Origin of the sequence: Blastopirellula marina, assembly GCF_002967765.1 — a bacterium.
Taxonomy (GTDB): domain Bacteria; phylum Planctomycetota; class Planctomycetia; order Pirellulales; family Pirellulaceae; genus Bremerella; species Bremerella marina_A.
Map to the genome: position 1 here is coordinate 483,886 of NZ_PUHY01000010.1, position 14,929 is coordinate 498,814.

The 14,929-nt window shown below is 54.0% G+C and carries 13 protein-coding genes; 11 read left to right on the forward strand and 2 right to left on the reverse strand.

The genetic code is table 11. The annotated features are described in order from the left end of the window. Nucleotides 1-145: 145 nt before the first annotated feature. The 5 genes from C5Y83_RS12955 (at nt 146) to C5Y83_RS12975 (ending at nt 4,367) form a co-directional block, all read left to right on the forward strand. Entirely contained in the window at nt 146-829 is a 684-nt protein-coding gene (locus C5Y83_RS12955; RefSeq protein ID WP_105330156.1) for an HAD family hydrolase, read from the forward strand. A gap of 211 nt (nt 830-1,040) precedes the next feature. Beyond that, the gene (locus C5Y83_RS12960) at nt 1,041-1,952 is read left to right on the forward strand and encodes a DUF1559 domain-containing protein (protein WP_105330778.1); all 912 of its coding nucleotides are present in this window, start codon (nt 1,041-1,043) and stop codon (nt 1,950-1,952) included. Nucleotides 1,953-2,061: 109 nt separating this feature from the next. Continuing rightward, entirely contained in the window at nt 2,062-2,484 is a 423-nt protein-coding gene (locus C5Y83_RS12965; protein ID WP_146117763.1) for a hypothetical protein, read from the forward strand. Between the two features lie 185 nt (nt 2,485-2,669). Continuing rightward, on the forward strand, nt 2,670-3,776 hold the full coding sequence (locus tag C5Y83_RS12970; RefSeq protein ID WP_105330779.1) for a M24 family metallopeptidase: 1,107 nt from the start codon (nt 2,670-2,672) through the stop codon (nt 3,774-3,776). A gap of 33 nt (nt 3,777-3,809) precedes the next feature. After that, nucleotides 3,810-4,367 carry a hypothetical protein gene (locus C5Y83_RS12975; protein WP_146117764.1) on the forward strand — a complete coding sequence of 186 codons (558 nt, stop codon included), beginning with the start codon at nt 3,810-3,812 and terminating at the stop codon, nt 4,365-4,367. A gap of 29 nt (nt 4,368-4,396) precedes the next feature. Here C5Y83_RS12975 and C5Y83_RS12980 read toward each other — a convergent pair whose 3' ends face one another. After that, nucleotides 4,397-5,368 carry a hypothetical protein gene (locus C5Y83_RS12980; RefSeq protein ID WP_105330159.1) on the reverse strand — a complete coding sequence of 324 codons (972 nt, stop codon included), beginning with the start codon at nt 5,366-5,368 and terminating at the stop codon, nt 4,397-4,399. Between the two features lie 141 nt (nt 5,369-5,509). On the opposite strand from C5Y83_RS12980, the gene C5Y83_RS12985 reads away from it, so the two are divergent. From C5Y83_RS12985 to C5Y83_RS13000, 4 genes are all read left to right on the forward strand, one after another. Then, complete coding sequence (locus tag C5Y83_RS12985; RefSeq protein ID WP_105330160.1) at nt 5,510-5,839, forward strand: hypothetical protein; 330 nt, start codon at nt 5,510-5,512, stop codon at nt 5,837-5,839. 241 nt (nt 5,840-6,080) lie between these two features. Beyond that, nucleotides 6,081-6,593, forward strand: coding sequence for an acetyl-CoA carboxylase biotin carboxyl carrier protein (accB, locus tag C5Y83_RS12990; protein ID WP_105330161.1), 513 nt, complete (start codon nt 6,081-6,083; stop codon nt 6,591-6,593). Between the two features lie 50 nt (nt 6,594-6,643). After that, nucleotides 6,644-7,987, forward strand: coding sequence for an acetyl-CoA carboxylase biotin carboxylase subunit (gene accC, locus C5Y83_RS12995; RefSeq protein ID WP_105330162.1), 1,344 nt, complete (start codon nt 6,644-6,646; stop codon nt 7,985-7,987). Between the two features lie 170 nt (nt 7,988-8,157). Next, on the forward strand, nt 8,158-10,161 hold the full coding sequence (locus C5Y83_RS13000; RefSeq protein WP_105330163.1) for a glycoside hydrolase family 97 protein: 2,004 nt from the start codon (nt 8,158-8,160) through the stop codon (nt 10,159-10,161). Nucleotides 10,162-10,179: 18 nt separating this feature from the next. Here C5Y83_RS13000 and C5Y83_RS13005 read toward each other — a convergent pair whose 3' ends face one another. Beyond that, on the reverse strand, nt 10,180-12,387 hold the full coding sequence (locus C5Y83_RS13005; protein WP_158262345.1) for a cation:dicarboxylate symporter family transporter: 2,208 nt from the start codon (nt 12,385-12,387) through the stop codon (nt 10,180-10,182). 397 nt (nt 12,388-12,784) lie between these two features. Here C5Y83_RS13005 and C5Y83_RS13010 point away from each other — a divergent pair, with 397 nt between their 5' ends. Both C5Y83_RS13010 and C5Y83_RS13015 read left to right on the forward strand, forming a co-directional pair. After that, nucleotides 12,785-13,216 carry a hypothetical protein gene (locus tag C5Y83_RS13010; protein WP_105330165.1) on the forward strand — a complete coding sequence of 144 codons (432 nt, stop codon included), beginning with the start codon at nt 12,785-12,787 and terminating at the stop codon, nt 13,214-13,216. A 136-nt stretch (nt 13,217-13,352) separates the two neighbouring features. Next, a complete protein-coding gene (locus C5Y83_RS13015) occupies nt 13,353-14,924 on the forward strand; it encodes an arylsulfatase B (protein ID WP_158262346.1) in 1,572 nt (523 codons plus the stop codon). Nucleotides 14,925-14,929 lie beyond the last annotated feature (5 nt).

Genomic DNA, 14,929 nt, shown 5'->3' on the forward strand with positions numbered 1-14,929 from the left:
CTGGCGAGTTCGCGAAACAAGCTGCCATCCTATCTGCGTTTGGCGTCTAGAATTTGACCTGCGACCGTCTTTGCTGGGCTGAATCACTCGCCATCTATTCTGCCTGCCCAGGGCGAGACTCTCCTATCCCAAACAAGAGGACACGATGAAAGTTTGCCTATTCGACATCGATGGAACCTTAATCAACTCTGGCAAGGCGGGCAAAGACGCCATGGTGACTGCATTCTTGGAAGCGGCTCAGCTCACACAGATCGACCATGCGCTACACCTGAGTGGAAAGACCGACCGCGGCATCTTTCACGAGTTGTTCGAGGCACACGGCAAATCGCTGACAGATGACAACTGGCGAAACTTCATCGAGCTTTATCTGAAGCGACTCGAAAAGAATCTGCCAGAGCGACAAGGTCTCGTGCTGGAGGGAGTTGTCGCACTGCTCGCCAAACTCTCCAAGCGTGATGACGTTTTACTAGGGCTACTCACCGGTAACGTCGAGAGAGGTGCCCAATTGAAACTAATGCACTATGGAATAGATCACTACTTCGCCTTTGGCGGCTTTGGCGACGACCATCCCCACCGCAACGATGTCGCCAGGGCCGCACTCGAAGCGGCCGAAGCTTTCCACGGTGCACGACTCTCTCTTGAGGATGTTTACGTGATAGGTGACACGCCAAATGATGTCGTGTGTGCTAAATCCATCGGTGCGCAATCAATCGCAGTGGCCACGGGTGTCTTTTCGCTAGACGAGCTTAAAGCGACCCACCCTGATCTTTTGCTGTCCGATTTGAAGGACACAGAACAGATAATCGACTACATATTCCCAACCACCTGAGAGATATCACACACAACTAGGGGGAGATACCCCCACGGGTGGATACCAAGGGGCTTGGTCCCACCCTTAAATACATAGGGTAAAAAATTCTTGCCGCAAAATTCTCTTTTTGCAGGATTTTCTTAGCCCCAAAAGTATCTTTTGTGGATATCTTACTCCGATCGATATTCGTCTAATACTTTTTGACAATCTTTTCGGAGCGCTTCCTATCATGAAGAAGAGGTTAGGTTTTACCCTCGTCGAATTACTGGTCGTCATCGCGATCATTGGCGTCTTGATCGCCTTGTTGTTGCCAGCCGTGCAGCAAGCTCGTGAAGCCGCACGACGTATGCAGTGCACCAACCATGAAAAGCAAATTGGTTTAGCCCTGCACAACTATCACGACACATTCAATGCCTTCCCACCGGCTTGGTTGCATCGCGGCCCCGCAGGAAGTGCGAACTACGGTTGGGCAACCAACATTTTGCCGTTCATGGAACAAACTGCCCTGTACGACGCTTTGGAACCAGGTCGTGTTCCCCTGTACGAACGCTACACTGCTTCGGCAACCGATGCGGAAAAAGCCTTGCTGCAATCAACCATCGACGGCTATCGCTGCCCCAGCGACGTCACCGGTAAGCTGAACAACAAGCAGAAATTCGGTTCGACCGAGCACTTCCAGATCGCAACGTCGAACTACGTCTGCAACCTGGGCACAACGGCCACCCAAGGTACCGTTCAGTCCGACGGCGTTTTCTACGGCAACAGCTTCCTGGGCATGAAGGACCTGATCGACGGTACCAGCAACACGCTGTTGGTTGGCGAACGCGACGGTGGTCCTTCCAAGACTTCCGGTCGAAACTACTGTGCAGCCGTTTGGGCTGGCGTTGGTCGTAACAACAGCATCGGCAACGAAGCCGTTGGTCGTACCGGTCTTCGTGCTGGTTTCACGGTCAACTTCGACTATGCCACCGCTGGCTCGCCGGAAAACATGGGCAAAGGTATGTCCAGCTTGCACCCAGGCGGTTTGAACATCCTGCTCTGCGATGGTTCGGTTCGCTTCCTAACCGAAACGGCTGATAAGAATGCCGTGATCGTCCCGATGGCTCGCCGTCAGGACGGTGTGGTCTTCCAGCTTCCGTAAGCAATCACACGAAGTCAACCTAACGCCTTGGAAGTTGCTGAATCGACTTCCAAGGCGTTTTGCTTTTTCTCATGCAATTTCATCTGTCCCCAATCTGACATAAATAATCATGCGCGCTTTCCTACCTAACACGATATCCAACCTCGCCTTGTTCGGCTGTTTGAGCCTCGGGCTGTTGCTGCTTACCGGTTGCGGCGGAGCGGCCACAGGTTCGGTTGAAGGTACCGTCACCGTTAACGGTGCCCCGGTGAACGGCCTCGAACTCGAATTTGTTCCCGTTGCTGGCGGTGGTTCCTCGATGGGTTACACGGCCAACGGTGGCAAGTACCAACTGATTGTCGGACGTGGCAACGATCAAATCCCAACCGGGGAATACAAGGTTGCCATCCGCGTTTTCACCGAAGACCCGAACTTGGAAATTCCCAAATTCAAGCTGGGCCCCAACTACGCTAAGTTGGAAGAGACCGAACTTCGCGGCACCGTCAACGGTGGTGAGAACACCATCAACTTCGATTTGGAAACGAAGAAGTAAGTCGCTTCGCTTCCTATCCAATCAAGATCAACGGCCAGGCTAAGCAGATTTGCTAGATCTGGCCGTTTTTGTTTCGAAACAGCCGGACGGCCCCCATCGACTTGCAGAAGCCGGGCTTTTCCCGAGAATTGGACATCCATACCGCTGAAATTTGGTCCGAACACTCAACAAGCATTGGTAACGTCATGGCAAAGTCCAGCAGCAAATCGAACCCGCGAATCACGAAGCTTCGTCGTTTGCTCAAGCAAAGTGGCGCGGAGGCGTTGCTGGTGACCAACTTCAAGAACGTCACTTACCTCACCGGTTTCACGGGAGATGACAGTTACCTGCTGGTCACTCCTAAGAACGAAATCTTGTTCAGCGATCCTCGTTACAGCGAACAGTTGGAAACCGAATGCCCCGGATTACCGCTTGAAATCCGCCAGCCAGGCGTACCGATCTTAACTACCGTTCACAAGGCGATCACCAAGGCCAAGATCCAAACACTGGGGATTGAGAGCCCGTCGATGACCGTCGAACTATTTCATAAGCTGTGCTCGAAACTCGACAAGGTAAAAGTCCAGCCTGTCGATGGCTTTATCGAGCAGCTTCGCGAGATCAAAGACAAGCAAGAGATTGCGCTCACTCGCGACGCGATCGCCTTGGCCGAAAAAGCATTCGCCGTTGTGAAAGCTGGCCTACGTGGCGATCAAACCGAAAAAGAGATCGAAGCGACTATCGCTTACGAAATCCAACGCAATGGGGGACGCGGTCCCAGCTTCCCCACGCTGGTCGGCGTTGGTCCGCGAGCCGCGTTGCCACACGTCACGCCAGGCATGTCGAAGATCGAGGAAGATAACTTCGTACTGATCGACTGGGGTGCCGACTACAAGTTTTACAAGAGCGATCTCACTCGCGTGCTGTTCACCGGCAAGGCCCCCGCGAAGATGAAGAAGATGTACGACGTCTGCTTGAAAGCACAGCTCGCTGCGATCGACATGATCAAGCCAGGGGCGATCATGAAAGACGTCGACCACGCCGCCCGCAGCGTGATCGCCAAAGCAGGCTGGGGCAAAAACTTCGGCCACGGCCTGGGACACGGCATCGGTCTTGATATCCACGAAGCCCCACGCCTCGGCTCGAACGTCGATCGCCCACTAGAAGCGGGCATGATCGTCACCGTTGAGCCAGGCATTTACCTTCCCGGCTTCGGCGGCGTACGAATCGAAGATGACATCCTGGTCACCAAAGATGGGCACGAAGTCATGACCAGCGTGCCCAAGTCGTTTGAAGAAGCCCAGGTCACGCTTTAAGGCGAATGGATTCATAGGCAAAGACTGATTAAGTTGATCGAATTTGGTATGGCATCGAATGGTGATTACAGCACTGGAACCCATAAGAAATGGTCGTGGATCGTTCGGGAACAGCATGTCTACGGTATTAGCCGCTTATTGATACAATTTCACCCCGGCAGCCGACTCTGTATTACTGCTTTCGATTTCGGTCACATCTTGCCCAAAAGGGAAGACTCAGCTCTTGGGTGGGTCGAGCACGATGGCGTAATGGTGAGTCCACCACTGAGCCCCAATCTCAAGATTCCGACTAGTCAATTCGACGAATGGTATCTCGTCGGGCATTTGCCATCGTCACTTGATTTCTCTGAACCATTTCTGAGCAACGGGGAATTTACACTTGTCAGCCCCGACGAAGTGATTGCAAAACGCGACAATACGTGGGAGTCAGTGGATCTCGATACTCTTGGTCAAATGCAAGCGATATTCTGGCGTGATATGGAACGCTTAGATGTTGTTTGCTATGCAGCGTCCGGAGATGTTGACATTGTGGTCACCACAAAGCCTGATCTAATCGATTATCTCAGACAAAGCGAAGATCGAAATATTTAGCTAATAGGAATCAGACACACGGGTGTTTCCTACTCAACCGGCGGCAAGCTGCTCCAATCGGGATCGCCTTCGGGTTTAGGGGCGTTGCTCTGAATTGTCCGCGGTGAATCCCAGTGAATCATCCGCAATGAATCTGAAACGCTATATCTTTTATATCCGGCTTGCATCGGTGCCGATCGGCCTGGGTTGGGGAGGTTTCCTAGATCAAACTCGCTCTCCGGAATCACTTCGTTGACTTCCGTCCAGGCAAGTTTCCAGCTAATCGCGGGTACATCGCTACGGCGTCCGAATTCTCGAAAGTGTGTCATCACCCAGACATCATTAATTCTCGCCCACAACATTTCCGATCGGGCCACTAACCTCTTCTGATCGGCACCGAGTTGTTCAATCCTAGTCGTCACATAGTCCCGCGTAGGATCGAGCCACAGTTGCATTGGAACAGCATAATGGGCTCCCTCTTGCCGCGGCAGCAGAACTTTGATTCGCCACTGCGTGTCTTCTTTCTCCGACTCTAATATCTCTGCATTCGCAAATGCCTCTTTCAACGCGGCGTGGCTCGACATCCATTGTTGCAATCGATGCGTTGGCTCCGGGTAAAAGCCAAGCGACTGGACATGAAACGGAATAATGCCTCGCTCTGGGATATTCAGATCGGTCGGATCTACCACAACCACGCTACGACCGGCCCGCGCACTGTATTGATGCTCGGAAGTTTCGAGGAAGGCAGAATCGAGGCCTTCTTCGAGGAAATATCCCGGAAGTCGATCATCAAACACGAGCTCTAATCGATCCTCAGAAACGGGCGTCGAAAGTCGACTCGTACGCTCGCGATCTGGTGAGAACCCGTCAATCGAACACCGCCCGCTTACCAGCCGATCGCGTGTTTCAAACATCCGCTTGATCGCTTCTTTCGCGTCGATCTCTTCCGCGTGGGCATGGATAGTGAAGAGTAGTCCCAGAAGCAGGCAGCCGGTTACGACTGCGATTTGGTTCCTGACCATAACCGATTCTCCAAGATTCGTTGATATGCGGTGCCTGCTAGTCCCTCCGTTATAGGGGGCGAGCCAATCGAAAGCAAACTTATAATTTGGCACCCGAACGATTCCACTTAGCTAAGCCCGTCGCCACAGTGAGTACGCCCAGTGACAACCTTTCTTGTAGACAAATTGGTCGGGCCGCGGGTGATGAATTGGGGCCTGAAGATGCTCAATTTTGGTGCCTACGAAGCGGACGATTCCCCGATGATGGCGACCGTGATGCGGGCCGAACTGGATCAGCTCGTCGTAGAACGAACACTCATCGCCAGTAGTGACATCGAGCAGCCCTTTTTCAACGGTCTGAAGTCCATCGAATTTCTCATAATGCGTCCCTTCGATGCGGAACCATCGCTTGCTATACCAAGCTTGAAAGAAGGGGCCCTTCTTACCGTTCTCTCCGTAACGAACGATCTGCCAAGATCCTTGCAGCTCTGATAGCGTAGCCCCCTGAAATCGCTCATTGCGGATCCATTTTCGCTGGGAGCCCCTGGTTTGTTACGTCCCGATTATCCTGAAATAGCGAGGACAATTCTCACTTAAACTAGGCAAGTCTGTCAAATTGCGAGTTCCTTATCCCATCTGGACGAAACCTACCGTTATCCCTTACGCTGTAAAGCTTTGCCATAAACATAATTCGACCATAATCCTCTAGCGGACAATCCGTGGGAGCGCATGAATGTCTGACTCGAAATCGACGCCCAGCAATGTTTTTAACGTTGATACGGTGCGTGCCCTTGTCGAGCTGATGAAGCAGCACGACTTGAGTGAAGTGGACCTACGTGAAGGGGATCAGAAGATCTCGCTGAAACGTGGCAGCCAAGCCCCAATTTATGCCGCACCAGCTCCGATGCCGGTTGCCCCCATGCCGCAAGCCGCAGCACCCGCTCCGGCCGCAGCCCCGGCAGCCTCCGGTGGTGGCGAAGCAACTGCCGCGTCCGATTCCCACTTGGTGGCCATCAAAAGCCCGATGGTCGGAACGTTCTACTTGCGACCGAAACCCGAATCCGATCCGTTTGTTCGCGTCGGCGATCACGTCTCGGAAGATACGGTCGTCTGCATCATCGAAGCGATGAAGGTTTTCAACGACATCAAGGCGGAAATCTCTGGCAAGGTTGTCAAAATTTTGGTCAAGAACGAAGAGCCGGTCGAATATGGCCAGCCGATGTTCATGGTCGATCCGCAAGGTTAAGCAACTCCTCACTTCACCTTTCCACAGGGAAGGGGACCTGACACCGACGCATGTACAATCGAATTCTGATCGCCAATCGTGGCGAGATTGCTCTCCGTATTATCCGTGCTTGTAAAGAACTAGGCATCGAAACGGTCGCTATCTTCAGCGAAGCCGACCGAGACGCTGCCTATTTGAAACTGGCGGACGAAGCCTACTGCGTAGGTCCCGCTAAAAGCGCGCAAAGCTATTTAAAAATCGACCGCGTCATCAGCGCGGCCGAAGTCGGCAACGTCGAAGCGATTCATCCCGGTTACGGGTTCCTTGCTGAGAACGCTGAGTTCAACGACATTTGCCGCAGTTGCAACATCGACTTCATCGGTCCCACGCCGGAAGCGATGGCCAAGCTGGGCGATAAGAACACCGCTCGCTCGATGGCTCGCGAAGCCAACGTGCCCGTGGTGCCTGGTAGTGGCGGTTTGATCGAAGACGAAGACGAAGCGCTGAAGATCGCGCACGAGATCGGCTTTCCCGTTCTGATCAAAGCAACCGCCGGTGGTGGTGGTCGCGGGATGCGTGTTGCAGCGAACGACCTGGTGCTCAAGAACGCCCTCAACCAGGCTCAAACCGAAGCGGCTGCGGCGTTCGGTAACGCAGGCGTGTACATCGAAAAGTACGTAGAGCATCCTCGCCACGTTGAAGTGCAGGTCATCGCCGACCATCACGGCAACGCGGTGCACTTGTTCGAGCGTGAATGCAGTACGCAACGTCGTCACCAGAAGCTGATTGAAGAGAGCCCGGCTCCGAACCTTTCGCCTGAAACACGCGAAGCGATCTGCTCGGCGGCGGTGCGGATGATTCAAGCGGCCGAATACCAGAACGCTGGTACGGTTGAGTTCATCGTCGATAAGGACGAGAACTTCTACTTCATCGAAGTGAACGCTCGTATTCAGGTCGAACACTGCGTGACCGAAATGGTAACCGGTATCGACTTGATCCAAGCACAAATCCGCGTCGCTTCGGGCGAACCGCTTCCTTGGAAGCAGGAAGATATCAAGCTGCAAGGGGCGGCGATCGAATGCCGCATCAACGCGGAAGACGCCGATCGCAACTTCATGCCGTGCCCTGGGAAGATCAACCAGTTGATCGTCCCAGGCGGTCCCGGCGTGCGGTTCGATTCGCATGTCTACAGCGGCTACACGGTGCCTCCGCACTACGACTCGATGATCGGCAAGTTGCTCGTACACCGCGCTTCCCGCCCGGAAGCCATTCGCTGTATGCTGCGAGCCCTCGACGAGATTCGTACCGACGGGATTACCACAACGGCCAACTTCCACAAGAAGGTCCTCAACCATTCGGCCTTCGCGGAAGGCAAGATCGATACGACCTTCGTCGAACGAACCTGGTTCTCTTAGTCAACCAGCGTTCAGCAACAATCGAAAGGCCGCGAGTCCCACCGACTGGCGGCCTTTCTTATGCGCAGAATTCGATTCCTTGGGAAACGAACGGCATGTAAGTGAAACCGGACGCCTCGTCTTATAGAATTGGCAGGTACCCCAACCGATTTTTTGCCCCAGGTATTCCGATGATCACGGCTCGACATTGCATCCTACTCGTTGCATTGCTTTTATTACCGAACATTTCCTCCGCCGAAGATACTGTCGGTCCGCAGCTCATCGAATCTCCTGATGGCCATCTACAGTTTGTCTTTCAACTCGACGAGAAAGGCCAACCAACGTTTGTGGTAAAGCGAGATCGCCAAAATCTTGTTGACGGTACGTTAGGTTTGAAATTCGCAGATGCCCCGCCGCTGCAAAGTGGCTTGCAGTACAAACAAGTAACACGTGACAGCCGGGACATTACGTACACAATCCCTGTCGGCAAGACATCGTTGGCCCACGATCGACACAATCAACTCACGATCTCACTCCAAGAAACAGCCAAGCCAGAGCGGCGCCTCGATCTCCAGCTCCGCGCGTTCGACGATGGCATCGCATTTCGCTACGTCATTCCACAACAGCCAAATCTAAAGAAGTTCGTTCTCACCGACGAACTGACGACATTAACCTTCGCTGAAGACACGCCCGCGCATTATCTTCCGCTGAACAGTTTCACCACGCCCTACGAGAAGTACTATCAATCGCAACCACTCGCCGAGATCAGCCCGGAATCGTTGATTGGCTTGCCCATGCTAATGGAGCCTGCCCAGGAGGAGACGCCGATTTGGTTGGCCGTAACCGAGGCCGACCTGACGAACTACGCCGGGATGTACCTCACTCCTGTGAACGAGAAGCCTGGCACGTTCGCGACGGCACTCTCACCCCTTCCTGGTCGCACAGACGGTGCGAAGGTGATGGGCGAGGCGCCGTTTGCGTCGCCTTGGCGTGTTCTCATGATCGCCGAGGATCCTGGCCGCCTGATCGAATCAGATCTTGTCTTTCACCTGAACGAGCCCGCGAAAATCAAAGATCCATCTTGGATCAAGCCTGGCAAATCAACGTTCCCATGGTGGAATCACTTTGTCCTCGGAGACGTCGACTTTAAACCAGGCGTGAACACAGCAACCACCAAGCATTACATCGACTTCTGTGCTCAGCAGGGCATTCCTTACCATTCACTCGATGGGCTCGACATTGCCTGGTACGGCGGGCCAATTGCTCCCAACGGTCCGACCGATGTGACAACTGCGGCCGATCCGATCGATTTGCCCGAGGTTTTAAGATACGCGAAAGAGAAAGGAGTCCGTCTCCGATTGTGGGTTCATTGGAAAGCGCTGAAACCGCAACTCGACGAAGCGCTTGCCACTTACGAAAAGTGGGGCATCGAAGGCATCATGATCGATTTCATGGATCGCGATGATCAAGAGATGGTGCAGTGGTATCACGAGGTCGCCGAGAAGGCCGCCCGTCATCATTTGACCGTCACGTGGCATGGTGCCTATAAGCCGACCGGTATGGAGCGAACCTGGCCCAACGTGTTGAGTTACGAAGGGGTTTTGAATCAGGAATACAACAAATGGTCGGAAATTGGTACGCCCCCGAAACATAATCTCGATGCCGCGTTCATCCGCATGTTGGCTGGGCCGCTCGACTATCATCAAGGGGGCATGCGCAATGAGTTGCCGAGCGAATTCAAACCGCGCGACGTCGCGCCGCCAGTGCAAGGAACGCGCGGTCACCAACTAGCGATGTACGTTGTCTATCAAAACCATCTGTCGATGCTGGTCGATTACCCCAATGCGTATCGCGATCAACCAGGACTCGATTTCCTGGTTGATGTTCCTGCCAATTGGGATGAAACACGGGTGCTACATGCTGATTTTGGCAAGTGCCTGATCATCGCACGGCGGCTCGGCACCGAGTGGTATGTCGGCGGGATGACGGCCGATCAACCTTGCCAGCTCGATCTATCGATGAGTTTCCTGGGCAATTCGCCCGGCAAGGCAACTTGGTACTTCGATGATGAAAGTGGCGATCCCACGTCTCTTGAGAAGCGAGAGCAGATGGTTGCCCCCGACCAAGTGGTACCGATCACCATGCCGGCGAGCGGCGGCTTTGTCGGCCGGATCTCAACGCTGATTCCCAACTAATCGCTGGCGTCATAACGACTACGGCACGCGTGGCAGTGGCTTTCGCGCTACTGCCTCTGGCTGAGTAATCGGTTTCCCCCAGCCTAAGACGTTGGTCATCACGTTCCATCTCGGCTGCGAGTTTTCCGCTGATTTCCCTTCAATCCAGTGGGCGTACAGCGAATCGATTGTTCCATCCTTCTGCTTGAGATCAATCCAGTGACTTACCACGTTCTCGAGTCGCTTGGCTTCAATCGGCATCGGGTAACCAATGCTCACTTGCAGGCGAGCATCCTGAGGCACAACCACGCTGTAACTTGGATGCAACAGTGTCCACGCACTGCCTGCTTCAGCACTCATCACCAGGGCGTCGTAGCTATCTGGCTGGTCAAAGAATTCCTTGGGAGAGTCAACCAGCACAATCTCAGCCGCAGGGGCTGTATTTTGAATCCAGGTTCCAAAGTAGGGACGCTCTAAAACCGCAATCCGCGGACGTTCCATTTGCCGCAAACTGGCGAACGAATCGAACTGATGCTTGCGATAATCTGGCACCACAAACGATAGGTTCAAGTCGAGATAGCCTTGGCTGAACAACATCGATTCCACGCGACTTGGCGTGGCAAACAGTCCACCGACCAGCATGTCGTAACGGCGATTGCCCTTGAGCCCCGCCGCCATTTCACCCTTTTGATAAGGACTGTATTCGACGGTGACCCCTAATTCATCAGCCAAGGCTTGGGTCATTTCAATATCTAATCCGACCAGTTCGTCCTTCTTGTTGAAGAAGCTGAATGGCATGCCGCCTGGATCGTAGCCGACGCGTAGAACGCCACGCTCGCGAATCTGGTTCAGTACCGATCCCTCTTCAGGTTCCGACATCGGCTCAGGGATCTCGCGGCTGACGCTTCCTTTCAGTTCGTACTGAATCGATTGCATCCCGGCGATCATCTCGTCCTTGGAGTAAGCTCGGTCGACGGTCGTTTCTAAGACAAATCGCGTCCCACCAACCGCCACAACCAGCAGCGCGACGGTCAGGCCGGCGAATGCCGAAATCCGTTTCGGCCGGAACTTCAACCAGCCAGCATTTCCGGCAGCCGTCAGCAGCGCCACGCCAGCTAAGTGCATCACGGCGAGCATTGTCGCCAGACGTCCGATGTAAACGAGCGTTACCACATGTAATTGAAACATATCGGTCGGAATCCGCAGCTGTTGCAGCACGAACGGTAGCCCGATCTCGACACTGCCAAAGAAGCTGAAGAAGCCGAGTAAACATAGCTTCGGGTACTGCGACATCTCGACCGGGTTGCCGGTAAACCAACCAGCAAACGGGATAAATAACAGTAACAACACCACGCCCATGTTGGGGAACGTGAACGCGATCGGTAAGCAAACATCGACAACCGATTCGGCACGACCGCGACTCAGTTCTTCCTGCTCTTGAAACAGATGTTTGCAGTTTTCCGCCAACATGGCCAGCACAACCAACAAGTTTCCGGTCGTGAAACCAGTGACAAGCGGATCGCGGGTCGCTCGCAAAATATCGCGATAACTGAATGGCGTAAGCGAGGCCACCAACATTGGCACAAGCCAGAACGTAAGCAGCGTTGCCCCTACCGTGTAGGCAATCAGATAAACCTGCAATCGGCTTAAATCCTCCAGCGTCATCGTCCCCGCAGCGCTGGCCGCCAAGGCGAAAACACCGATCGGGGTTAGCTTCACGACGAAGCCTGTAATCCGCCCGAGGGCATCAGCCAGACTATCCAGAATATTGAGTAGCTGCTGCTTCTTCGGCACACCGATCAGCGCGATGCCTAAGGCAATCCCAAAGACAACCACGCCTGGGATGATTGCGTCGGACAAACTTCGAAACGGGTTCGCTGGGATGTAGAGTTCGACAAAGTTAACCGGCTGGCTGGATTCAACCATCGTCGCACTAAAGAAATTTGCCGAGGCGATCACTGGAAAAGTAATCGGCAGCATGACAACAAGTGCGATCGCCAGCAGCCATAGCAGCGCAGAGAACGCGGCCAAACGCACTCCGAGTAACTTGGCTTCTTCAAAACTGAGTCGACCGAATCCAAGCGGAAGACTGACAATAAAGTAAGGCAAGACCGCCATTTGCAGCAGGCGAATGAAACCGGTGCCCAGCGGATCAAGCACCTGGGCACGTTCACCAACAAAGATTCCTACAGCAATTCCAAGTGTTAAACCAATTAAGATCCAAGCCGTCAAACTTAAACGCTTCATCTTTTTCCCTGAACGGAGTTCCATTTCATACGTTCAGGCCACCGCGAAAAAGTCGCGACAACCCTGCAGAGGTGTTGCTGAAACCTCAATCGCAAGATCTATGCCATGCGGGTGGTTAACTCTTGACCACTCACGCGAAAGTAAAGAAGAGTTCACGACTTAGAAAAGTCATCTTTCATACCGCGTTCTGACGACGGCAAAGAAGTGAGCACGCATCGCGCGGGAAGTGTGCACTGCTATCAATGCTGAGTTCGACTGCTTTTTCTCAGAATACGCCGCTGTTACGAATTACTTTTATCAGGGATTGCCGCAAGATCGCCCACTCCGAGGGGAATGACATGCGTAAGAAGGTGCATGCCATCCGAAACGAGGTACCATGCACCTTGAAAGCTAATCAATGATGTTTTGTGTCTTGGAGCCTGAATTTGCTGGTCCCTTGGGGCCACGCAAGGTTGTGAATCAATCGGTTCACCCGCCTGAGGTCTCTTCGCTCCACATTGAATTCGACATGGAAGCCTGGCGTGGTGATGATCTCTTGGAAGCGTATCCCTGCTTCCTCGTCACCGAGAATCTCCGTCGCGTTATCGAGAAGTTCGCCAAGGGTGGGTTTCAATTCGATTCCCTGCGGCAAACTCGACTCGGGCCACCACGCAAGCTTCAGCCGTTTCAACCGCTTCCACAACTTTGGTGGCTCAAAGTCACCGGGCAAGCAGGCCTCGACGAGATCGGCCTGGCAGAGAATCACTGCCTGGTGGTGGACGAACAGGTCGTCTTTGAAATGAAACGGCACTGCCAATTGAATAACTGCAACATCTATCCGTTCGTGTAGCGAAGATTCACCGGAATTGTGTGGCTTCGCTTATTCTTTAAATCGTGCTGCAATTCGGGGTAGAATGGAGCTTCGCTTCTCTTCACGACGATCTCCCACCCCCTGATCTCAAACCGCCTCAGGTATCTGTATGAACATGCCTCGTTTGCTTACGCTGCTCGCGTTGGTCGCCTCCTTTTTTCCCGCTTCTTTCGCCTTTGCGGAAGAAGTCGCTGGCAGTCGGCCCAACATTGTCTTCATCCTGGCCGATGACATGGGCTGGAATCAGCCGGGCTTTAACAACCCAGCCAGAAAGTCGCTGACACCTAACATTGATGCCCTGGCCGCCGAAGGGATGCGTCTCAATGAGTTTTACACCCACAGTGTGTGTGCCCCGACACGCTCTGCCTTCTTGACGGGTCGCTACGCATTCCGCACGTGGAGCGATTGGCGAACCGAAGACTTCGGCAAACCCAGCTACCTCGCCAAACTTGGACTCACGCTGGCCCATAACGATCGGGGCGAACCAACCCGGCGCATCCATGCCCTCGATACCGAAGAGATCACGATTGCTGAAGTCCTCCAGGACTCCGGTTACTTCACCGCCTTGCTTGGCAAGTGGCATCTCGGCGAGTGGTTACCAGAACATCTGCCGATGGGGCAGGGGTTCGAGTATCAATACGGGCACTACGCCTGGGGCATCGACTACTACACCAAGACAATCGTCCACAACGCCCCGGCCCGCTTTGCCGTTTACGATTGGCATCGCAATCAGCAGCCGGTGAATGAAGAAGGTTATAGCACTGATCTAATCGCCGCCGAGGCCGAGCGAGTGATCGCCGCGCGGAAGGATGATGAGCGTCCTTTCTTCATGTACGTTGCATTCAACGCAGTCCATGGCCCCTTGAATCCTCCGCCTGGGTTTTCGGGAGACGTGAACGATCCGATGGCGATACGTGACGCGATGCTGGTAAGTCTGGACAAGGCCGTGGCCCGCATCGAACAGGCCCTGGATGACAACGGATTCCAAGACAACACCCTGTTAGTCTTCACCAACGATAACGGCCCCGTATTGGAAGAACTGAGCAGGCCGTTCCGTGGCACCAAAAACACAACCTTTGAAGGGGGCGTTCGCCAACCCGCGATCATCCGTTGGCCAGGCAAAGTGAAGCCAGGGAGCAGCCAAGATGGCCTGATGTTTGTCACCGATTTCTATCCGACGTTCCGTACGCTTGCTGGAAGTAACATGCCACAAGCCCGTCCGATCGACGGGATCGACATGACCGAGATGCTATTTGACGGGCAACCGAGCCAGCGTCACGAAATCATCTACGACGTCGCCGGTAGCGTCCGCCTGCCGACGATTCGGCAAGGCGATTTCAAATTGATGGGGGACATGCTATTTAACATCAAAACCGACCCTGCCGAGCAAGTCGACGTCGCCCTGAAACATCCTCAGCTTGTTGCGCAGCTTCGTGAACGCGTCACCGAAGTCGGTGCCGAGCGACCTCCGCTGGGAGACAAACCGCTGCTGATGGATCCTCCGCTGCCGTACGTTTATGGGCTGGAAGAACAGAAGGAGACGCCGCAGTGGCTGATCGACAAGGTCGAAGCGGTTCGAGCCACACAGCCGAAACAATGGGCCCCCGGCGAGACACCCTGGCCAAAAGCCCCGATGGGCGCCGAGGCCAGCAAGATGGATGGGCTGAGGGATGAAGTGGCCAAATAGTCCCC

Bases quoted from the DNA above. Each gene is read 5' to 3' on its own strand.
- C5Y83_RS12955 (WP_105330156.1), top strand. From the start codon at position 146: ATGAAAGTTTGCCTATTCGACATCGATGGAACCTTAATCAACTCTGGC.
- C5Y83_RS12960 (WP_105330778.1), top strand. From the start codon at position 1,041: ATGAAGAAGAGGTTAGGTTTTACCCTCGTCGAATTACTGGTCGTCATC.
- C5Y83_RS12965 (WP_146117763.1), top strand. From the start codon at position 2,062: ATGCGCGCTTTCCTACCTAACACGATATCCAACCTCGCCTTGTTCGGC.
- C5Y83_RS12970 (WP_105330779.1), top strand. From the start codon at position 2,670: ATGGCAAAGTCCAGCAGCAAATCGAACCCGCGAATCACGAAGCTTCGT.
- C5Y83_RS12980 (WP_105330159.1), bottom strand. From the start codon at position 5,368: ATGGTCAGGAACCAAATCGCAGTCGTAACCGGCTGCCTGCTTCTGGGA.
- accB (WP_105330161.1), top strand. From the start codon at position 6,081: ATGTCTGACTCGAAATCGACGCCCAGCAATGTTTTTAACGTTGATACG.
- accC (WP_105330162.1), top strand. From the start codon at position 6,644: ATGTACAATCGAATTCTGATCGCCAATCGTGGCGAGATTGCTCTCCGT.
- C5Y83_RS13000 (WP_105330163.1), top strand. From the start codon at position 8,158: ATGATCACGGCTCGACATTGCATCCTACTCGTTGCATTGCTTTTATTA.
- C5Y83_RS13005 (WP_158262345.1), bottom strand. From the start codon at position 12,387: ATGAAGCGTTTAAGTTTGACGGCTTGGATCTTAATTGGTTTAACACTT.
- C5Y83_RS13010 (WP_105330165.1), top strand. From the start codon at position 12,785: ATGATGTTTTGTGTCTTGGAGCCTGAATTTGCTGGTCCCTTGGGGCCA.
- C5Y83_RS13015 (WP_158262346.1), top strand. From the start codon at position 13,353: ATGCCTCGTTTGCTTACGCTGCTCGCGTTGGTCGCCTCCTTTTTTCCC.